Here is a 20,549-nt window from a genome sequence, read left to right as displayed (position 1 = left end):
CGTTTGTTATGGTGCCGCCGCACGTGCGGCAGGGCAACCTTGTTAGCGGCATCAAGCGGCGAAAGTGCTCGTTTTTAGCGTATCGGCGCGAATCATATCGGCACCCTTTTCACCGATCATGATGGTTGGTGCGTTCGTATTGCCGGAAGTCACGGTAGGCATGATAGAGGCGTCCACCACACGCAAGCGACGGACACCGCGCACGCGCAAGCGTTCGTCAACGACAGCCATGGCGTCATTACCCATTTTGCATGACCCTGCCGGATGGTATGCGCAGTGGCCCTCACGTCGCATGAAGTCGATCAGTTGCTCATCTGTCGTAACTGAGGGCCCCGGGACGAGTTCTTTCACGATGCGAGATGCCATGGGATCGGTCGCCAGAATGGAACGTAGAATCCGCAAACCCGAGAGCATTGCCTCGACGTCTTCTGCCGCCTCAAGGTAGTTAGGTATGAATGCCGGAGCCTGCAATGGATCGGCGGATCGCAGCTGGATCTCACCGCGCGAGGCAGGCCTTACGCGATATACGGAGGCTCCTATTGCGTGATAATTGTCCACTTCTACTACACCGGTATCTTTGTACGTGAACGTCATAGGTCGGAAGCTGATTTCCAGGTCGGCAAAATCGATCTCTGGCCCGCTCTTGACGAAGGCGGCGGCCTGGGAAGAGGAAAGCGCGAGATAGCCGCTTTTGGTCAGGATATAGCGCAAGCCTTGCATATATTTGCGCCAGCCATTCAGGTCGGCGTTATACGAACTTTCGGGTGTGCACAGTGCCTGGAGGCGGGCGGTAAAATGGTCTTGAAGATTGCGGCCCACGCCGGGGGTATGCATCACGGTCTGTATCCCGTGACGTTGCAAGGCCTCGCCATCGCCAATGCCAGAAAGCATCAGCAATTGGGGCGAAGCGAGCGCGCCTGCGGACATAACCACCTCTTGTCGCGCTTGGTAGGCAAGAACTTGGCCGTTCTCAAGTACCTCAACGCCAGTAGCTTCTTTGTCTTTGAACAGAACGCGACGTACATGAACGCCGGTACGTACGACCAGGTTGGGCCTGTGACGCACGGGGGCAATGAACGCGTCATAAGCAGACTGCCGCATACCATTGCGAATATTGGCTTGCAGGATGCCTGTCCCTTCCTGCTCAACACCAGTGAAGTCGTCAATTTGCGGAATGCCAGTGCGACGCGCGGCTTCAACGAAATCGGTGATAGAGGGGTGTTTGACCACCGGGTCACTGACAACCAGCGGACCTTCGCCGCCATGGTATGGGGTGGCTCCTCGCATGTTGTTTTCTGAACGCTTGAAGTAAGGCAGGACCTCATCCCAACTCCAACCAGAGTTGCCAAGACGCGCCCAGAGGTCATAATCATCCCGATTGCCTCTGCAATAAACCATTCCGTTGATAGCACTGCTGCCACCGAGTGCCTTGCCGCGTGGCCAGTAGAGCTTGCGATTACCCAGTGTCGGAACAGGTTCCGTGTGAAAACGCCAGTTGTAGCGCTCTGACTTGAACATCTTGGCCATTCCGGCAGGAGTGCGGATCCAGAAGTTATCAGCCGGCGGGCCGGCCTCGAGTAGCAGCACGCGGCAGTCCGGTTGTTCGGAAAGGCGACTGGCCACCACACAACCTGCCGATCCGGCTCCGACGATAATGAAGTCAAAGCTATCTGTCGACGTATTCACAACATAGTTATCCACTAATACCATCCTCTGATGAACACATGCCGGTATCCTCCTTAAAAGTGAACATAGACACCAGCGGATTGGCCGTCGCGTATATGGCGACATGCCAATGTCGCTTTGCAAAATTACTGTTTGGGCACGCCCAGGTCGGTGACCAGCTTCGACACCGCTTCCGTTTCTTGCTTAATAAATTGGTTGAATTCGTCCGCGGACATCAGCATAGATTCAGAGCCTTCGTCAGCAAAACGCTTTTGCAATTCGGGCGTCGCCATTGTTTCTTGTAGTGCTTTCGATAGACGCTGAACCACGTCCGGCGGCGTTCCTGCCGGCGCGAACATACCGAGCCAAATATAATAGTTGTAACTTGGGACACCAGATTCTGCCATTGTCGGTACATCTGGAAGTACTTTTAGACGCTTTGTCGATGTAATGCCGATTGCCTTTAACCGCCCGTCCTGCAGCATGGGCGCGGCGCTGCCGTAGGGCTCGAAGATTGTGTCAACACGTCCTCCGATTACGTCGGGCCACGCTGTTGAATTAGCTTTGTACGGAATGTGGGACAGATTCAATCCGGCTGCTTGAGCGAAAGAAGCCGTGCCTAAATGAATTGAGCCTCCGATACCGGAGGAAGCATAGGTCAGTTTGCCAGGCTGCGCTTTGGCGAGAGACATAAAATCTGCCAGGGAATCCATAGAGGCATTGGGCCGCGCCAACATCAAAAGCGGAGCACGCGTCATCGGGCCGATGCCGGTGAAGTCCTTGAGCAAGTCATAGCCTGGATTCAACCTTACTGCTGGCTGCATTGCAATCGAAGTGGTCGCAGAAATCAAGGTGTATCCATCTGCGGCAGCGGCTTTTACCCCCCGAGTTGCAATAACGGTGCCTGCACCTGGTCGATTTTCCACTATCACACTCTGGCCCAGCACTTCCCCCATTCTCTGGGCCACAACGCGTGTCGTAATATCAAGCAGGCCTCCGGGTGCAGAACCGACGATGATGCGAACAGGTTGGGATGGAAACGAGTCGGTTGCATACGCTGAAGTAGCGCTGGCAAGTAGCAAGACGGTACCGGTAAGCAGAAGTCGGGGTATTTTTTTTAAGTTCATTGTGTTTGTCTCTCGTTTGAATAGTTTGATTTACTTAATGACGCTACCGGTGAGTCCGATATTGGTTATCGTGAACAGAGGCGGCATGGCTTGGTGCTATTGGCTGGATAAATTGAGTTCGCTTACGAGCCACTTCATGTCTGCTTTTTGGCGGGAAAAGCGTTTGCAGCATTTGCCGATGTCGTTGCGAATCCGAGACCACACACAACAGACACGCTTGATAGGACGGTCAGGAAGAACTTGACGTTCATTTTGGATTGTCTCCTTCTGTAGTGGGCAGGTATTTAATTACCTGATTCTTATGGTGTTAACCACATGCTCAGTAGGCACGTCTATTAGCCGTCCCATATGGGTTGAAACAAGCAAAGTTTGTGCCAATACGTTTAAAACATGCGGCGCTCCTGATAGTTTGACAATAGATCCGCTGTAGCGCTTGCCTCGCAATGTTTGTTCCGAGAACAATAGTGTGTGTTTGGCATACGCCTGTAGTCGGGACTGTGGTGGGCCGCTGACGAAGTGGCCCACCACTAAAGTTTTATTGTTTTTCTTGAAATACGGGGTAAAGGTTGACGTAACCTTTTTCAACTCGCTCTTTAGCGCGAAGTGCGGCCTTTTCGCGAGACATGGGCTTGAACCCGAAACCTTGGGCAATACACACCATAAATTTGGCTCGACCCGTCACGGCGATGGCATCGTGTAGCGCCTTTTCATCCCATCCAGCATCAAACACAGCATCCGCATCGGTCTGGGAAATTTCGCTGGGCGTCAATGTCAATTTTCGAACGAAGGCCAGCAAGGGCTTCAGACGATCTTCTACAGGTGCTGTGTCTAGGTCTTTGAGCAGAGGGTCTACCAAACCGTTTTCAATTCCCCAAGCATATGCGACCTCGGAATGCGCCACGTACACCATTTCGCACCGTGCCAATCCTGCCGAGTAGGCAAAGATCAGTTCTCGCTCCCCCTGGTTTAACGAGGAGGGGCCGTTCATCAACGCCTCGCTCATGCTGGACCAGGGGCCATATATTTCGGGATATTGCATGTACACATGGGGTGGACCGACATGTGCGGGAATAGACTTGAAAAATGCCATGGTAGTTAACCTTCCTGAGTGGAATTGATTTGGGAAGTGTCTGAAGGGATGTCGAAAAGCCAGTCGTATTTTTTACGATAGGCCTGTTCAAATGCAGTGATTTCAGCATCTTGCTGCAAGGTGATACCGATGTCGTCCAGGCCCTCGAGCAGACAGCGCTTGCGGAAAGCGTCTAGTTCGAAATGGTAGGTCGTGCCGTCGGGACTGGTGACCAATTGCAGGGGCAAGTCGACTCGCATGCTTGCCCCGGGATTTGCGTGCAGTTGTTCGCGTAGCGTCGTGCATTGCTCAATGTCTAGCTTTACTGGAAGCAAACCGATTTTGAGCGCATTTTGAAAAAAAATATCGCCGAAATCTGCGGCAATCACGCAGCGGATGCCATAGTCGGTCAGGCCCCATGGAGCATGTTCCCGACTGGATCCCGTGCCAAAATTGCGCTCTCCGACCAGGATGCAGGCCTTGCGGAAGGGCTTCTTATTGAGCACGAAATCAGGTTTCTCGCTTCCGTCGGCATGAAAACGTAGATCGTGTAGCAGGAAGTTCTGATACCCATCCTTGCGCGGTCGGCGCAGGAAGCGCGACGGCAATAGTTGATCGGTATCCACAGTTTGATCGATAGGAGCGGCTATGCCTTCGAGGACCGTAAAAATTTCCATATCAGGCTCCGAATTTGCGTATGTCTGTGATGCGGCCAGTGAGCGCCGCTGCGGCTGCCATTGCGGGGCTGAGGAGGTGCGTGCGGCTATCAGTGCCCTGACGGCCGACGAAATTGCGATTGGACGTTGATGCGCACCGCTTTCCGGGTGCAACGATGTCGCCGTTCATTCCTACACACATCGAACAGCCCGATTCGCCCCAGGTGAAGCCAGCATCACGAAATATTCTGTCCAGTCCCTCAGCTTCAGCGGCAAGCCTTACGGCTGTTGACCCCGGAGAGACCAGAGCTGGGATTACCGCCCGACCTCCTTTTGCGATGCTTGATGCGGCGCGCAAATCTTCAAGGCGTGCATTGGTGCATGATCCGATGAACACTTGGTCGACTTGGATATCGGTGAGTGCCATGCCGGGCTCCAGCCCCATATACTTCAGCGTTCGTAGCATATATGCCCGTCGTTGAGGATTAGACTCGGTTGCAGGATCAGGAACGTGGGCGTCAACCGGCAGAGCATCTTCGGGACTGTTTCCCCATGTCACCATGGGGGCTACTGCGCTCGCGTCCAGATGGATTTCTTTGTCGAAAATGGCGTCGGGATCAGAGGGCAAGGTACGCCAGTAGGCGAGTGCGCGCTCCCACTGCGCTCCCTTGGGCGTGAACGGACGGCCTTCCATATATGTGTAGGTCGTTTCGTCAGGGGCTATCATGCCCGCCCGGGCGCCAGCTTCGATTGACATATTGCATATGGTTAGTCGCTCTTCAATGGACATAGCGCGTATTGTTGCGCCGGCGTACTCGATGACATGGCCCGTGGCGCCATTGGCGCCGATCCTGGCGATAATCTTCAGTATCAGGTCTTTGGCTGTGACTCCCGAGGAGAGGTTGCCATCAATCGTGACCCGCATTGTCTTCGATCGTTTTTGCCATGTTGTCTGGGTCGCGAGCACGTGCAAAATGTCGCTAGCGCCGAGGCCGAAGGCAAGGGCACCGAGCGCGCCATGGGTAGATGTGTGGGAGTCCCCGCAAACCAGGAGCATGCCGGGCTGCGTAAGACCCTGTTCGGGGCCGACGACATGCACGATGCCCTGGCGCGGATCGCCAAGAGCGAAGTGGACAATACCGAACTTTGCCGCATTTTGGGCCAGCAAATCGACCGCGCGCCGTTGGTCTGGATCTTTGATCGCGGCAATGTCGCGTCTTTGGGTCGAGACGCCATGATCGGGCGTGGCGAACGTCTGGTCAGGTCGACGCACCCCGATGCCGCGGGCTTGCAAGAACTCGAAGGCATGAAGAGAGCCATCTTGCACTAAGTGGCGCCCAACATGCAGTAGTGACTGTCCATCGTCGCCCTGCAAAATCGTGTGAGCGTTCCAGACCTTCTCGTACAGAGTTTCATTCATGCCGTTTGCCTTAGATGTTCCTGCGTTATTTATTTAGTAGCCCAGCCGACGATATAGCAGGGTCGCCGTCATTTCCTGAGAGGGTGTTCCGCCAGTGATGGTGCTTGCGTATTGCAGGCCACCCATAATCGCGTATACCAGCGGACCGCGAGCAATAGGTTCGCCAGATTGAGTGGTTTACAATATTTGAAGGTGGTGTGGAGCGCGGACGGCGCGGTAGCGATTATCATCGCTGTGCGGAAGATTTCCAGGAAGAGATGTCACGCGGCCACGTATTTCAACCACCGGCCACCATCGACGATCAAACTTTCGCCGGTGACATAGGTAGCGAAATCCGAGGCGAGGTAAACAGCGGCATTTGCCACATCCTGCCTCATTCCGTCCCGTAAGCATTACGCTCGCGCCCAGGCGAACATAGATGGTGGCGATTTCAAGACCGATCCCCGAGCCGCTGCCGGTGATCAAGGCGACGCGACCCCTCAATGTGTCGTTCATATACATCGAGCTTTCTCCGTTAATCCAAATTATGTTATTCGGATTAACGCAACTTGCGTGCCAACCTGCAGAACCTCGTTTGGACCAAGCGCCAGCGTTCGCAATTACATACGAGCCTATGGGTCTGCTCGTTTGCTAATCTGACGTGAATATCGTTGGCATGGGTGGACAGTGTATTTGGCAAATGCGACGGTGTGTTCGTAAAAAACAGTTTGACTGCTCAGCCGTCTCTGATTCGCGTCTAGGTACGAATCGAGCCATGACGTCGTCTCGTGATAAGGCCATTAATGACCCCCTCCATGGCTGCGCACACCCAAGGAAATTTCGGCTGCAGTTGTATTGCCTGGCTGCGAGGCCTAAAGTCAACGGCTCGTTTTCTTACTCGTTAGCGTGAGCTGCAAGACTGCGCTGCATGGTGTCCTCATAAAAACGCAGTAGCTACGCCACCGTTTGATAATCAAAGGCTGAAGGTTCTTCGATTATGGCTTTGATCGGCCCGGCAAACTGCGGTTGACCTTGTCCGAGTCTTCATGTCGCCACTCCAAGAGATCGGACGGATCTAACTAATTGCTTGACGGGGCGTTGCTCAGTCGACCCACGTCACGACCTCGCCCAAGGGAGCCCGCGTCGTCCGAAATCCGTTGGCGGGATGTATATTGTCCGCATAGCCGAAGGAGATGCCGCAAACGATACGTTGATCGGCCTCGATCGGCAGATGCTTGCGTAAAACGTCCGGCCACGAAGCAAGCGCCGCTTGGGCAATCGTCCCTACCCCATGTGCGACAGAGGTGAGCATGAAGTTTGACACCCAGCCGCCGGTGTCGATGCAACCATGCGTACCTAGAACGTCAGGGCTTGTGACTACGGCGAGGTGAGGGGCGCCAAACAATCGGAAGTTTTCGCGGGCCTGCTCTGCAGAGCCTGCCCGGTCGCCTTTCTCGATGCCTACAGCCCCATAAAGTAGCCAGCCGCATTCGCGTCGACGCGCTTGGAAGACATCTCGGTATTCACGCGGCCAATCCAGCTCTGGGTTCGGGCGTCGACCCTCCTCTGCGCAACGAATTAAGTCGGCGCGGAGAGCTTCCAACGGATCTCCGCTAACGACATAAACGCGCCATGGCTGAGCGTTGCACCACGATGCCGTTTGTTGGGATGTCAGTAGAATTTGCATGATTACATCGCGAGTAACCAGTTGCGGCAGAAAGGCCCGGCAACTGTGCCGAGCGGTCATTAAGTAATCTAGCAATGCTAGCTTGTTTGAGTTCTCAAAGGGGGTCATCAGTGTCAACGCTCGAAATTTTATGCTTGCGCTTGAGCAAAAGAATGCTAATCATTATTTAATCAAAATCGAAAATACCTTAGCCCTGTTTGATGAAGTACGCTTGCTCCATCTAGGAGGGCAGCATACTCTCGATCAATAAGCTTTACGTAAGGTAAGAATAGACGGTCGCAGGGGGCTTCTCAATATCACGGGCAATATCAATCAAGGGCGGCGCTGTCGCCACAGTTGCCAGATTCGCGTTTTGCGCTCATCAATCATGGCTCCATAAGCACAGGCCATTGCACATCCCTCCATATCTTATTCGATCAATAAATCTAAGGTGTTGCACTGACCGGTTGAGCCGGGCTTTTTTGAGGCTCTTATAGTGACGTTGAAACAAACACATTTACTTCAGGCGCTTGGGTTTGACGTTGCGCCCCAGCTATAAATGCCTTGACCTGTAGCAAGGAGCGTGTTCTGCGGCATGCCATAGACCGAAACCGACGCGAAGTGAAGCGCCCGGCCCCGCTTGGTCACCAAGGCTTCCGCCCGCAACGACGTTGTTTCGCCCCGTTTAGCTCCCCGCAGAAAGCTGCAGTTAAGGCTCACCGTTGCCGCGCTTGGCACGGCTTCGCCTTTAGGTACACCCGCCCACAGCCCTGTGGCGTCCATCAAGGACATCAGCACGCCACCATGAACCATACCTCGCAAATTGCAATGCTCGGATTGCACATCAAGCCTGACCATCGCCCTCTCATTCGGCGCTTCTTCATGGATAAAACCTAAGATCGCCCCGAAGTTAGGCTTTGCCCAATTATTTTCTGAATGTATTTCAGACTCTTGTCGCTCAACTACCATATAGTCTCTCGTTATGAAATTTTCGCCGTCGGCCTCGCTTCGAACACACGTCAAGCGCGGCATAACACGTTATGCCGTTGATTTCACTGAACCTCGGTTTCTCGGGGGAAATTCGCCCCCTGTACCGATACGATGATTCTTCAGCGCTCTAAATATCAACATTTTTCTGAGTCCCTTGTCGGCCCGGAGCGGTGAAAAATGCGCCTATAGTTAGAAGCATGAGGTGGTAGTGACTGGTAAAAATAAAAAAGATGCCTCTGCGACGCACATAAAGACTCGAGAATCTTCTTTGTAATCAACCTATAGTCACCAATCAAATCACCTTCGCTTTCCTCAAATCCGCAATATCGTCTGCTGACATGACAAGGCGCTCTCGAAGGATTCGTTCCGTATCTTCGCCAAGTTTCGGTGGAGCGCGACGCGCGGTCTCGCTGGCCCCATCAAAACGAATACCGAGTCCCACTTGAGGAATCGGTCCTGATGGGCCATCCAGGCAGTAGAGTTGGTTATTCGCTTGCACCAGAGGGTCATCGACCAGTTGTGCCAACGTGTTGATTGGTCCTGCGGGAATCCTATGCCGTGCGAACAAGTCCAGCCATTTTTCGCGCGGATACTCGGCCAGAATTTTAGCGATCTTGGCGACAATGTCCTGGCGCAGCTCGCAGCGCTTGATGTTGGAACTAAGAGAGTCTTGCATACCGTATTCTGGCTGGCCAACCGCCGTCCAGAAGCGATGCCAAATTGCATCGTTTCCAAGACCGAGCGTGATGGGATAATCAGCCGTCTCGAAAACCTGATAGATAGCGACCACTGAGTCAGTGCCGCCGGACCGTCTGGGTAGTTTGCCGGACCCGAGGTAGGGAACGATGCGGGACGCCATGAATCGTGTGGAACTGGCCACCATTGAAATATCGATCTGGGTACCCGAACCGGTACGCTGACGCCCATGTAAAGCCGCGAGTATGGCCAGCGCAGCATCTTGGCCAGCAAGCAGGTCGGATGCCGGCGTCCCGATTTTCTGAGGTGAGCGAGCGGCCTCTCCGGTCAGATCCATGATGCCGGAGTACCCTTCGGCGATCAAATCATAGCAAGGCAGATCGGCCCCTACGCCTTCCAAACCAAAACCCGTAATCGAGACGTGAATCAGCGATGGGTTGATGGCGTGAAGGGTTTGGTAGTCTATGCCCAGCTTAGCCTGGATACGAGAGGCCGTATTCATCACGATAACGTCAGCCTGCTTGACCAGTTCATGAAGGATCCTCCGGCCCGCCGGGAGCGTCAGGTCGAGGGTCAGGCTTTCTTTATTCCTGTTGGCGCTGATGAACCACAACGACTCGTTGTTCAGGAAAGGCGGCCCCCAGTGGCGAGCATCATCCCCACCATCGCGCCTTTCAACTTTGATAATCTCCGCTCCGAGGTCGCCCAGCAGTTGGGTACTGTATGGGCCGGCAATGGAGGTCGTCAGATCCAGTACCGTTACTCCTTGAAGAAAGTTTAATCCGTCGGAATATGGCAATTGCGGCAGTTTGTCGAGAAGGTTCATTGTCGTACTCAGTATGTGAGAGGAAATGGTTGTTGATTGTGATAACGATCAGTTTTTCCCACGCATATCCATACTTCCTATGATCGGGCGCCACTTGTCGATTTCATTGCGTATTAATTGATCGAAATCAGATGGCGAGCCAATTTTGACAATCATGCCCCTGTCACTTAACTGCTTGACGACTTCAGTGTTCGTCATGGCGGTACGGATGTCTGCATTTATACGTTTCACCTCGTCAGGATCCATGCCTTTAGGTCCCAAGATTCCAAACCATGTACTCACCTCATACCCGGGAACACCTGCCTCGCTGATCGTGGGCGTATCTTCAAGAATTGGTACCCGTTGTTGCGACGTTACAGCGAGCGCTCGCACTTTGCCTGCATCAATTTGTCCTTTAGCACCAGGAACGGTATTGACGCTGACGGGTACATGCTCTCCTACAACATTGGATAGGGACTCGGAATCCCCCTTGAAAAACACGGGCTCCATCTTCGCGCCGCTCATAGCTTTGAAAAGCTCACCAGCCAGATGGACAGAGGTGCCGATACCAGAAGTGCCATATGAGAGTAAATCGGGCGCTTCTTTTGAAGCCGCGATCAATTGCATGACGTTTTGGTACGGACTGTTCTTGGGAACCAGTAGCACGTTTGGCACGTCGACTATCTGTGCGATGGGCGTAAAATCGTCGAGCGTTTTATACGGCAATTTTTCATGGACCAGCTCATTGGTTGCATGTCCGCTCGCTACGATGAGCAGTGTGTTTCCATCAGGCGACGAAAGTGCGACCTGCCGTGACCCAATGGTTCCAGCCGCGCCTGGCTTGTTTTCTACCACTACCGGGCGATCCCAAGCCTCGGACAGGCGACTAGCAAGTCCTCGTGCGAGCGTGTCTGTAGCGCCCCCTGCCGTGAATGGCACGATGATTCTTGTCGGCGCGTTTTGCCCAACTGCAGTAAGTGGCAGCGTGATCGCGAAGATCGCCGAAAGTATGAAGCGATAGCTCATTGTTTTCTCCTGTTGTCAGGCGTTATTGATTGTGCCGGGCGGTATGTCGAGTAGTTCCGCCAACACCTCTTCCGTATGTTGTCCGCACGTGGGTGGGGCGAGATAGCGATCAAGTGGCGTCGCGGACATACGCATGGGCGAAGCGATCAAAGGGACAATTCCGCCGCTGATATGCTTCACATGTTTGACGATCTCCCGCGCTCCGGCTTGTGGATCAGCTAAAGCTTCGCTCAGCGTATTAATCGGGCCGGCGACAAGGTTTGCGTTAGTCAATAACGCCAACCAATAAGATTTTTTGTTCGACCTTAGCCGTTCTTCAATCGCTTCTTTGAGAGGCTGGCGATTAATGACGCGAAAGCTATTGCTCTGGTAGCGGATATCGTCGATCAGCGTGGGCAGATCTAGCATCTCACATAGCCTGCGAAACTGAGCATCGTTCCCGGATACGATTACGATCTTTCCGTCGGAGCATGTGAAGACATTTGATGGGGACACAGAGGGCGCGCCATTACCAAAACGTGCAGGCGTTTTTCCAGAAACTAGATAGTGACTGGCCTGGTGCGACATAGCGGCCAACTGGGCGTCGAACATCGAAATATCAATGTACTGACCACGCGCTTCGTCCCGCGTGTCTCGTGCATAAAGCGCTGCCTGAATAGCCATGGCTGCGTAGGTCCCTGCCATCATGTCAGACATAACCAGCCCTACTTTCAGCGGCTCGCCGCCGGGCTCTTCGTCCGGCTTGCCGGTTACGCTCATCAGGCCGCACATCGCCTGCATTACGGTGTCATAACCCATCTGACTGCTGCGCGGGCCTGTTTGGCCATATCCACTGATCGAACAATAGATGATGCGAGGATTTATGCGTGAGATGCTCTCGTAATCAAGACCATACTTACTAAGATTGCCAACCTTAAAGTTTTCTACGAACACATCGCTTTTCCCTGCGAGCTTCAAAACGGCGTCTCGACCTTCTTTAGTCTTGATATCCAGTGCGACAGATCGCTTGTTGCGGTTGACGCTCAGGTAATAGCTTGATTCTTCAGTGGGACAGCCATCGCCATCCAACAGAAATGGAGGCCCTAGGCGGCGCTGATCATCTCCACGACCTGGCTGTTCTACCTTGATAACGTCTGCCCCCAGATCTCCAAGAATCTGCGTGCCCCACGGCCCTGAGAAAACCCGCGTCAAATCCAGGACGCGGATGCCCGCAAGCGGGCGATTGTCTTTAGTGTTCTGTCCGTCCTGTGTGTCGGTCTGCATCAGTTGCCTTCCTTGTGAATCATTCCCACTGTTACGCAAATCCTGTGCCAGATCAACGAGCCGTCTGGCACCAGATATAGACGCGTGCTGAACATGGGACCCCTCAAGAAAGTGACTCTAGGCAGAGCAAACTGTGTGCGTCAACGACACATGCGAGTTTTAGTGCAGAGCAGAGTTTGCAACGCTGTCTTTCTATTGATCTGGCTCGCGATACCAGTTTGGGTGGTACTTTAGAACCAGCGGACCGTCCTCTCTCCACGCAAGGCATCCGCCGATCTTTAAAGGGCGTGGTCCTGAAGAGTCACTCTCTTCACAGGCCTTCCTTCTGGGCATCATTGTTTGCACGGCCAGAGTAGGCAGTAACGCGGCAAGCTCTGAAAGGTGCGAGCAGCGCTCGTGCAATGGAATTCGCTTTGAGATTTCCTTACGGAAGCTTTTGAGCAGGTTCGCGCCTACCAATCGCTCGACACTCACTCCAGCCTCCGGACAGACGGTAGAGAATGGCATCCGCTGCATGCTGGCTTCAGCGTACAGCACATCCATGTTTTGGTTGATCGTAATTCGCAACGCCATCAAATGGATTGGTACGCCACAATCAAAGTGTGAGGCCTGTGAAGTGAAGGGTTCTGCCTTCAGGTCCTCGATCAATGCCTCCAGATCCCAAAGGCCATCTTGACGCTCATAGGCCTGAAGATGGATTGTGCGTGAATGTGCTGCTTTCCTGGGGGACTGAGGCTTGGAAAGAAAATGTGAAGTGGCTACCATATACAGTCTCCGGGTTTGGCGTGCTTAATTTCTTATTAACGCTTACCTGTTGTTAGCACGTTGCGCCAGCTTCGACGAGGGCCGCGATCTCACTGTCCGAAAGACCCGCTTCGGCAAGTACCTCGCGGCTGTGCTCGCCCAAGCATGGCGCCAGGCGTGTAATTTCGCTAGGTGTTTTTTCGAAGCTGACGGGCGGCCGCATCTGTGTCACCGCACCCTCGCTTGGGTGCGACATTTGACTGAACAAACCTACCGCAGACAGGTGTGGGTCAGCGAATAGATCCTCAAGCGTATTGACCCTGGCCACCGGAATACTGAGCGGTTTCAATCGACTGAGCCATTCTTCCGATGTGCGCTGCGCCAGGATTTCGCCAAGGGTCTTATATAAGCTTTCATAATTTTGACTGCGACTGTTTGCCGTCGCGTAACGGTCGTCTGTCGCCAAATCATTGCGATCGACCAATCTGAAGAAATCCTGCCAGTTCTTGTCGGTGTACGGCAACACGCATAAATAGCCATCTTGGGTACGGTGAGGTTTGCGAAGCTGGCTGAGTACGCGCGAGTAGCCTGCGGCACCCTTTGTGGGGTCAAACGTGCGCTCTCCCATATGCTCGACCAGCATGAACGACGTGAAGGATTCGAACATGGGTACTTCAATGCTCTGCCCCTCCCCCGTCCGAAGCTTATGGAACAACGCGCCAAGAACGCTGTATGCAATGGTAAGGCCTGCAACCTTGTCCGCAACGATAGAGGGTGTGAAGCGCGGTTCGCCTGCCAAACCCGCGTTGACGGCGCACAGGCCTGAAAGCCCCTGAATCATGTCATCGTAAGCAGGTTCTTCAGCATAAGGGCCGTCCTTGCCAAAGCCATAGGCGCCGCAATAAACAATGTTTGGATTGATCTCCTTGATCCGCGAATAATCCAGATGGAGACGTTCAATCGCAGCAGGACGCATGGAGTGCACGAAAACATCAGCCTTTTCGATAACTCGGAGTAGCGCCTCATGTGCAGCGGGTAAACGCAGATTGAGCATCAGGCTTTTTTTGTTGCGGTTGACGGCCAAATGAATTGGCCCCATCGCTTCGCTACGGCCGACGCCCATATGTCGCATGATGTCGCCCTGGGGGCTTTCCACTTTGATTACGTCGGCACCCATGTCACCGAAAATTTGCGTGGCATAGGGCCCCATCACCATTGACGTTAGATCAACGATCTTGATTCCAGATAACGGACCGGACATACGATTCCTCTACACAAGTTCACTACCGCCCCATCGGATCGTACTAAACGCCGTGGACCCTGGGAAGAAAACCTTACTTGGTAATTTTCCTTAAAATAATTCGAAGCAAGTTCAATGCCAGGTTGCATCACATGTGTATAGGCCTTGCGGATAGTCGCCGGCGTGTCAATTACAAGAAGAACCTGCACTCGGCAAATACACTTGTCTTCCACAGCGACATTGGTGGCGGCCGTATGATCGAGATAGCGGCAAGTACGCGGCGAACCGGTTTAATGACTCGGAGTTGGGTAATGGTAGGTTCAGTCCGCTCCGCCAGGCGGATACTGGCGCTGTTATCCCCACGCTGTATGCAGCGAGCACTGAACGGGAAGCCATCGCCAAATTCTACTGCGTGACCCTGGGGCGCGACCTGCAGGGCGCGCTGCACATGAGTTCGCCCATCTTCACCAACGCGCTACGAGCCGTTAACTTGGACATTAATGGGAATGGTCGCCACAGACTTGGAACCGTTTGCTTTTTGCGACAGACAAAAATCCATCTACCGCGCACACGCGCCCGGGCGCTCTAGCTCTGGCTCTGGACGTACTTTCCCCATGCGCAAGGCCTGTACGGACTTCACAGCTCAAGCGTACATGCTTTTTGACGTCGGCGTGAAGTCCTCGAGTGATGTGTGATCACCCAGCACAATTGGCTCCGACAAATACCATGGCAAATATTTGGTTTGATAGTAGTCTTCGATTTATCATCGATTAGAAAGCTTGTGATTTGACATGGCCACCATTCCCGACAATAAGCGACGCCAGAACCAAAAGAGCCCTACCGCCGAGCAGCGTTGCCGCGATCGGCATGTGATCCAGGAGCAATCCGCCCTGTGCACTCCCGGCATGATGGAGAGTTGAATGGCTGCCACAATGAGCCCGCCACTGCTTTCCGGCTTATCGCTTATTCCCCTGCAAAGTAAGTGCCGTCAAACCGTCACGCCCGCTCTAGATCGACGCTAAAACCCAAAATTGGGTAACGACGATATTGACAAATCGCCACTGGCGGAGACCCGAAGAGAGCATCCTTTCATGAATGTTGCTCATAACCGCATACCATCTATAAACAGCACCGTGTTTAAATCTAACGGTTGATACGCTTTTAAAAAGCACAGCGTTGAGCCTCCTGACACCCATGCAGCCGGGTCGAGCATGGGTGACTCCATCGCCGCAGGAGTAGCCGCCACGGCCGAAGCACCGGGATGGCTCATCTTGCCAAGTGACTCGCCTTTGATCACATCAAAAAGTTTGCGCTGTGTGGCGCAGGCACTAGCGCCGCATACGTTGTCGTGCCGAGCTGGCGCGAACGCCAGGGCCACCCCGTCGGGTTTGGAGCGGAATGCTTCAATGCGCTGATGCATCTGTCCAGCGATACTGGCGCCGCAACCGTAGTAAGAAACCGCCGTTCATCTGGCGCGGTGCTGGATCTACCCCTGGATGACATGGGCATTGTGATGGACGTGGATACGATGGAGGACTTAGCCAACGCAGAAGCGCTACTTCGTGCTCGAAGCCAGCCAAACGAGAGAGAGGCGAATGGAAACTATTGATGTCGGCGTCCTGCGCACCTTGCGGGACTGGCGCGCTGACGGTCATCGGGCTCTGCTGGCGACAGTCATTAGAACCTGGGGATCCTCACCACGGCCGGTAGGGGCAATGATGGCGTTACGCGAGGATGGGCGCGCCGTGGGCTCCGTCTCCGGAAGATGTATCGAGGACGATCTGATTTTCCGCTATACACGCGCTCACGGAGTACAAGGTATTCCTTGCGAGTCTCCACAAGTGCTGCGCTATGGCGTGAGTGCCGACGAAGCGCACCGGTTCGGGCTTCCGTGCGGCGGCACACTGGAACTGCTGCTGGAGTTCGGCCCGCAACACGAATCATTGGGCGAGCTAGTGCGAAGGCTGGAGACCGGCGAGCTTGTGCGCCGCACTGTCTGCTGTCTCGACGGGAGCGTCACACTCGAACATGCCGATGCACCCGAACAGCTGCGGTTCGATGGCAGCTACCTCACGAGTATCTTCGGCCCCGAGTACCGCATGCTCCTGATCGAAGCGGGAATGCTAACCGAGTACCTGTCCACGATGGCGCTGTTCAACGGATTCTCCGTGACGATATGCGATCCACGGGTGGAATACATGGATGCATGGTCATTACCTGGCGTGCAGAAAGTCGTCGAAATGCCCGACGATGCGGTCGTAGCCTTCCGCCCCGATCAGCGCAGCTGCATCGTCGCGCTCAGCCACGATCCAAAGCTCGATGACCTGGCACTACTAGAGGCGCTTCGCAGCTCCGCATTCTACGTGGGTGCCATTGGCTCGCGACGCAACAACGACAGCCGGCGCGCCCGGATGATCGAGCATTTCGACGAGACGCAGGCGTCGCTCGAACGCCTTCGGGGCCCCGTGGGAATCTACATCGGCAGCAAGACGCCGGCCGAAATCGCCGTAAGCGTGATGGCGGAAATACTTGCCGTTAAAAACGGCATACGTCTGCCTCGCGAATGGTCCGTCGCTCAGGCCAAGAAACAGCAAGAAGCTGCAGCCACGCGGACCGACGATCTCGTTGCAACAGAAGGCCCATTCGATGCTGCCCGGCAGCTTCTGGAACGGCTTGTCATTCAGACGCGTAAGCAACGGCGCCATCGCCGTATTGACCTCGTGCACGCTGGCGAACTTCTGGTGGCGCAGCCGCGCCATGATCCAGCGTTCGACCACTTGAACGGCCAACTCCGCTTTGGCTTTGTCCTGCGGATGACGGGGCCGCGCCGGAAGGATCGACGTGCCATAGTGGCGTGCGAAGTCGAGCACTGTGTCGTTGCTGCGCGGCTCGTAGCGATCTGCCTGCGAGATCATGGCGCGCGGGTTATCCGGTACGATCAACTGCGGACAACCCCCGATGAAGGCCAGCGCGCGAGCCGTCGATTCGATCCAGTCGGCCATCGTTTCACGCGGCGTGGCACAGGCATAGGTATAGCTCGAGGCGCCCAGCGCCCCCACGAAGATGTGGGCGCGACTGCCGTCGGTCAGCGCAATGGTGGGGCCCGCGTAGTCGATGAACAGCTTCTCGCCGGCCCGGTGTATCTGACGCATCGAGTGCTTAAGTTGCTTGGCGAAGCGTCGGTAATTCTCGCAGAACTGCGAGTAGCTGTAGGTGTGCGCATCGGCGTGGTCGGCGCGGCGCTCCTCCCTCAGCAGCATCAATGTCATGCCCTTGTGGCGCAGCGCCTGGTGCAGGCGCCCGTAGTCCGGCTGCACGTGGTCGCGGGGCTGTTCTGGGGCCCCCAGCAGGCGCCGCTTCAGGGCGGCTTCGTCCAATGCTTGCACGGTCGGCCAGTCTAGGCCTGCCGCGCCCGCCAAGCCGACATACTTGGTGACGACACCCTTTGAAATGCCCAGCGCCGTGGCGATCTGCTGGTGCGAGAGCTTGGCGTCCAGCTTTAAACGCAGTACGTCTTTTATCTTACGCATAGTGATCCTTAATACCGGCACGCTGTCTCCAGACAAAAGCTGGCAGCGTACTCGGTTGGTTGCTATATGCGTAACATCATTCCTGCGCGATACGACGCCGTTCCGGTATCGTGACCGCTGATTCCGGCATCATGACCGCCGATTCCGGTGTCCCCGGAAATCGGTCACGATAGACCGGAATGGGTGGTCGCGATGGACCAGAATGGCCGGTCACGATAGGCCGGAATACCCAATTGAGCAAAAGGACAGTATCCGCTGGTTGCAAAACGTGCAGCAATCAACAGCATTGCTAGGTTGCCCAGATGAATGCATTCACGTTGGCGATCATGAATGCGACATCTATGAATTATTCAGTACCGCTCAAGAGTTAGGCACACACTTTCTGGTGCGCACGTGTGCTGATCGGCTCTGTGGCGATGGCACGCACACAGTGGCGCAGGAGATGTGCGTTTGCGCCTTCTGCCGTCGCGCGCTAAGCGCAGCCGGTATCCTGAATTGACGGCGACCGTCATTCACGCTCGAGAAAAGGACAAGCCTAAAGGGCGAGATCCCATCGGCTGGAAGCTGGTAACGGATATGCCGGTATGCACTCGAACCGAGGCCATCGAGAAGCTGCGTTGGTATGCATTACGCTGGAAAACCGAAGTGTTCCACTACATCCTGAAATCAGGCTGCAGGGTTGAGCAGTCCAAGCTTCGCACGGCGCAACGTCGCGTTAACCTGATCGCCCTGTGCTGCATTGTGAGCTGGCGTATCTTCTGGCTCACCATGATTCAGCGCTCGGCCCCCAGAGCACCACCCGAGGTGGCATTTACCGCCTGCGAAAGACTCGTCTTGCGCAAGATATCGCAGCAGTGGCACACGCCGTTAACGCACCAGTCTCGTCTGAAAGACTACCTGATTTGCCTCGCTCGGCTTGGCGGCTATCTCGCGCGAGCACATGATCCGCCTCCGGGCAACTTGTTTATCTGGAGAGGCATGCGTCGGCTTAGCGATTTGCTACTGGGCGCGCAAATCGTCAAAAGATGTGGGTAATAGCAAGGTTCCCAGTGCACTTACTCACCTTGTCGGGCTCCCGAGACTCGAAACGACACAGACAAGACACATCGTGTCTTTATACCGGACATTGTGTCATAAAACTAGACATAGTGTTGCTGCAACTGTGCGGTCGCAGCACGGCTTTGCTGAACGGATTCCATCAGAATCAACTGGAAATTCAAAGAAGTGATGACGAACTGGCATAGTCCTTGCTTACACCATCGGCATGTGCTCATTATGGTGAATATGGGGTTGTTCTGTATAAACGACAAGGGGCCGAAGAAAATAGTCAAATTGGCAAGCGTAAGGACGCGATATGCGAGCATTCCAGAATGAATACTAAACGGATTTCATGATGGAAACGTGGTCCGGTCTGATGCCCGCGCGTTCTTCTGCACATTCGGCAGACCCATACAGGCAAATCCGACCCTAACACTGAAGACCGGTATTTACGCTGTGATACCCCAACAAATCGTTGAGAGTCATCGTACCGTTTGCTGCGGGCGGAATTACCGATGTGGTTAGTCGCATCGTCGCTCAGGAGATGTCAAACGACCTGGGCCAAACGATCATTGTGGAGAACAAGCCAGGCGTGGGCGGCAGCCTTGGGGCCAAGTTCCTGAGCCAGGCGGCTCCTGACGGCTACACCCTCGGAGTCACGACAAACGGCACCATGGCGGCCAACAAGTTTCTTTATAAAGATATCGGCTACGACCCGGAAAGCGACTTTGACCAGTTGGCCGTGATGTTCGCCGTACCCTACATGATCATTGCCAGTGAGAGTTCCGGACTTAAGTCTTTTGAAGACTTGATGAAAAGAGCCGAGGGCGGCGGCGAAAAGCTCAGCATGGCAAACGGCGGCTACGGTACTGCGGTTCACTTGATGGCCGAGAGCTTCACGAATGCTGCGCAGATTGAGGTTTCGCATATCCCGTACAAGGGCGAGGCGCCCGCTGTCACCGATGTCCTCGGCGGTCACGCGCCGCTTGGCATCAGCAGCTATTCTTCAATCGCACAACACATCCCCACCGGCAAAGTGACCGTGCTGGCGGTGACGTCGAAAGACAGGCTGACTATGTTGCCGGACGTGCCCACGCTTTCAGAGTTAGGGTATGACCTGCCTGTGAAGGAAGCGTGGTTCGGCCTTGCAGCACCTAAGGGCCTTGATCCGAAAGTCACGGAAAGAATCGAAAAGTCGATTTCCACAAGCTTGAACTCCGCTGCAGTCAACGAGAAAGTCAGCACCATTGGCGGTCGCGTCATCAATTCCAACGCAGCCGAAAGCAAGGCATTCGTTAAGAGTGAAATTCCTCGGTGGGGTCAAGTTATCCAGCAAGCCAACATCAAGCCGAACTGAGGGAAGGGAATATGAATCCGAGAACGCCAATTATTGTTGGTGTTGGCTGCATCACAGATCGGGGCCGAGTGCCCCGCACCGACAGGTCAAGATATGATTTGTTGGCTGAAGCAGCCGACCTTGCGCTGGCCGACACGCAGTCCGAAGCGTTCAGAGACAGTATCGATACGCTGGTTGTGATTCGGTCGCATGCTGATACGTCGCCACGATTTAGCCATGGCTTTGGAAGCTCTACGAATCCCCCAAAGAGTGTTGCCAACCGGCTGAACATCACGCCT

At 54.5% G+C, this 20,549-nt stretch carries 16 protein-coding genes and 3 pseudogenes; 3 read left to right on the top strand and 16 right to left on the bottom strand.

All coding sequences use genetic code 11. The features are described 5' to 3' along the window. Positions 1-51: 51 nt before the first annotated feature. From CR155_RS02360 to CR155_RS21450, 15 genes and pseudogenes are all read right to left on the bottom strand, one after another. Positions 52-1,701 (bottom strand): GMC family oxidoreductase, encoded by a 1,650-nt coding sequence (locus CR155_RS02360; RefSeq protein WP_233213833.1) that lies wholly within the window; start codon positions 1,699-1,701, stop codon positions 52-54. A gap of 110 nt (positions 1,702-1,811) precedes the next feature. Beyond that, positions 1,812-2,792, bottom strand: a complete 981-nt coding sequence (locus tag CR155_RS02355) for a Bug family tripartite tricarboxylate transporter substrate binding protein (protein WP_102068374.1) — start codon at positions 2,790-2,792, stop codon at positions 1,812-1,814. Between the two features lie 535 nt (positions 2,793-3,327). Further along, positions 3,328-3,882 carry a carboxymuconolactone decarboxylase family protein gene (locus tag CR155_RS02350; RefSeq protein ID WP_102068373.1) on the bottom strand — a complete coding sequence of 185 codons (555 nt, stop codon included), beginning with the start codon at positions 3,880-3,882 and terminating at the stop codon, positions 3,328-3,330. A gap of 5 nt (positions 3,883-3,887) precedes the next feature. Further along, positions 3,888-4,538 (bottom strand): 3-isopropylmalate dehydratase small subunit, encoded by a 651-nt coding sequence (leuD, locus tag CR155_RS02345; RefSeq protein ID WP_102068372.1) that lies wholly within the window; start codon positions 4,536-4,538, stop codon positions 3,888-3,890. A 1-nt stretch (position 4,539) separates the two neighbouring features. Beyond that, a complete protein-coding gene (gene leuC / locus CR155_RS02340; protein ID WP_102068371.1) occupies positions 4,540-5,937 on the bottom strand; it encodes a 3-isopropylmalate dehydratase large subunit in 1,398 nt (465 codons plus the stop codon). A gap of 260 nt (positions 5,938-6,197) precedes the next feature. Continuing rightward, positions 6,198-6,314 (bottom strand): SDR family oxidoreductase, encoded by a 117-nt coding sequence (locus CR155_RS02330; RefSeq protein ID WP_199171651.1) that lies wholly within the window; start codon positions 6,312-6,314, stop codon positions 6,198-6,200. 37 nt (positions 6,315-6,351) lie between these two features. Next, positions 6,352-6,432 (bottom strand): annotated as a pseudogene (locus CR155_RS20975) (SDR family oxidoreductase); the annotation flags it as partial. A 586-nt stretch (positions 6,433-7,018) separates the two neighbouring features. Then, complete coding sequence (locus CR155_RS02320) at positions 7,019-7,663, bottom strand: nitroreductase (protein WP_255399122.1); 645 nt, start codon at positions 7,661-7,663, stop codon at positions 7,019-7,021. A gap of 441 nt (positions 7,664-8,104) precedes the next feature. Continuing rightward, a complete protein-coding gene (locus tag CR155_RS02315; RefSeq protein WP_158238226.1) occupies positions 8,105-8,551 on the bottom strand; it encodes a PaaI family thioesterase in 447 nt (148 codons plus the stop codon). 313 nt (positions 8,552-8,864) lie between these two features. Next, the gene (locus CR155_RS02310) at positions 8,865-10,094 is read right to left on the bottom strand and encodes a CaiB/BaiF CoA transferase family protein (protein ID WP_102068369.1); all 1,230 of its coding nucleotides are present in this window, start codon (positions 10,092-10,094) and stop codon (positions 8,865-8,867) included. Between the two features lie 48 nt (positions 10,095-10,142). Next, positions 10,143-11,099, bottom strand: coding sequence for a Bug family tripartite tricarboxylate transporter substrate binding protein (locus CR155_RS02305; RefSeq protein WP_102068368.1), 957 nt, complete (start codon positions 11,097-11,099; stop codon positions 10,143-10,145). A gap of 15 nt (positions 11,100-11,114) precedes the next feature. Further along, positions 11,115-12,362, bottom strand: coding sequence for a CaiB/BaiF CoA transferase family protein (locus tag CR155_RS02300; RefSeq protein WP_102068367.1), 1,248 nt, complete (start codon positions 12,360-12,362; stop codon positions 11,115-11,117). A 192-nt stretch (positions 12,363-12,554) separates the two neighbouring features. Next, positions 12,555-13,127, bottom strand: a complete 573-nt coding sequence (locus CR155_RS02295; RefSeq protein WP_102068366.1) for a DUF2889 domain-containing protein — start codon at positions 13,125-13,127, stop codon at positions 12,555-12,557. Positions 13,128-13,179: 52 nt separating this feature from the next. Further along, positions 13,180-14,367, bottom strand: coding sequence for a CaiB/BaiF CoA transferase family protein (locus CR155_RS02290; RefSeq protein ID WP_102068365.1), 1,188 nt, complete (start codon positions 14,365-14,367; stop codon positions 13,180-13,182). Between the two features lie 1,081 nt (positions 14,368-15,448). Then, positions 15,449-15,766 carry a hypothetical protein gene (locus tag CR155_RS21450; RefSeq protein WP_102068364.1) on the bottom strand — a complete coding sequence of 106 codons (318 nt, stop codon included), beginning with the start codon at positions 15,764-15,766 and terminating at the stop codon, positions 15,449-15,451. A gap of 175 nt (positions 15,767-15,941) precedes the next feature. Here CR155_RS21450 and CR155_RS02270 point away from each other — a divergent pair. Continuing rightward, positions 15,942-16,949, top strand: a pseudogene (locus CR155_RS02270) (XdhC family protein); the annotation flags it as partial. A 45-nt stretch (positions 16,950-16,994) separates the two neighbouring features. Here the strand turns inward: CR155_RS02270 and istA are convergent. Next, positions 16,995-17,876 (bottom strand): annotated as a pseudogene (gene istA / locus CR155_RS02265) (IS21 family transposase); the annotation flags it as partial. Between the two features lie 450 nt (positions 17,877-18,326). Here istA and CR155_RS02260 point away from each other — a divergent pair. Further along, a complete protein-coding gene (locus CR155_RS02260; RefSeq protein WP_143705170.1) occupies positions 18,327-18,911 on the top strand; it encodes a hypothetical protein in 585 nt (194 codons plus the stop codon). A gap of 520 nt (positions 18,912-19,431) precedes the next feature. After that, entirely contained in the window at positions 19,432-20,271 is an 840-nt protein-coding gene (locus CR155_RS02250; protein ID WP_143705169.1) for a Bug family tripartite tricarboxylate transporter substrate binding protein, read from the top strand. Positions 20,272-20,549: the final 278 nt, after the last annotated feature.

This window comes from Pollutimonas nitritireducens, assembly GCF_002849615.1.
GTDB lineage: Bacteria > Pseudomonadota > Gammaproteobacteria > Burkholderiales > Burkholderiaceae_B > Pollutimonas > Pollutimonas nitritireducens.
The sequence above is the reverse complement of the archived record's forward strand: the minus strand, read 5'-3'. Positions and strand labels throughout refer to the sequence as shown.

What these genes read in the sequence shown, in the direction of transcription:
- CR155_RS02330 (WP_199171651.1), bottom strand. Translation starts at nt 6,314, where the DNA reads ATGAGGCAGGATGTGGCAAATGCCGCTGTTTACCTCGCCTCGGATTTC.
- CR155_RS02310 (WP_102068369.1), bottom strand. Translation starts at nt 10,094, where the DNA reads ATGAACCTTCTCGACAAACTGCCGCAATTGCCATATTCCGACGGATTA.
- CR155_RS02315 (WP_158238226.1), bottom strand. Translation starts at nt 8,551, where the DNA reads ATGGTAGTTGAGCGACAAGAGTCTGAAATACATTCAGAAAATAATTGG.
- CR155_RS02305 (WP_102068368.1), bottom strand. Translation starts at nt 11,099, where the DNA reads ATGAGCTATCGCTTCATACTTTCGGCGATCTTCGCGATCACGCTGCCA.
- leuC (WP_102068371.1), bottom strand. Translation starts at nt 5,937, where the DNA reads ATGAATGAAACTCTGTACGAGAAGGTCTGGAACGCTCACACGATTTTG.
- CR155_RS02295 (WP_102068366.1), bottom strand. Translation starts at nt 13,127, where the DNA reads ATGGTAGCCACTTCACATTTTCTTTCCAAGCCTCAGTCCCCCAGGAAA.
- CR155_RS21450 (WP_102068364.1), bottom strand. Translation starts at nt 15,766, where the DNA reads ATGCATCAGCGCATTGAAGCATTCCGCTCCAAACCCGACGGGGTGGCC.
- leuD (WP_102068372.1), bottom strand. Translation starts at nt 4,538, where the DNA reads ATGGAAATTTTTACGGTCCTCGAAGGCATAGCCGCTCCTATCGATCAA.
- CR155_RS02300 (WP_102068367.1), bottom strand. Translation starts at nt 12,362, where the DNA reads ATGCAGACCGACACACAGGACGGACAGAACACTAAAGACAATCGCCCG.
- CR155_RS02350 (WP_102068373.1), bottom strand. Translation starts at nt 3,882, where the DNA reads ATGGCATTTTTCAAGTCTATTCCCGCACATGTCGGTCCACCCCATGTG.
- CR155_RS02320 (WP_255399122.1), bottom strand. Translation starts at nt 7,663, where the DNA reads ATGACCGCTCGGCACAGTTGCCGGGCCTTTCTGCCGCAACTGGTTACT.
- CR155_RS02355 (WP_102068374.1), bottom strand. Translation starts at nt 2,792, where the DNA reads ATGAACTTAAAAAAAATACCCCGACTTCTGCTTACCGGTACCGTCTTG.
- CR155_RS02290 (WP_102068365.1), bottom strand. Translation starts at nt 14,367, where the DNA reads ATGTCCGGTCCGTTATCTGGAATCAAGATCGTTGATCTAACGTCAATG.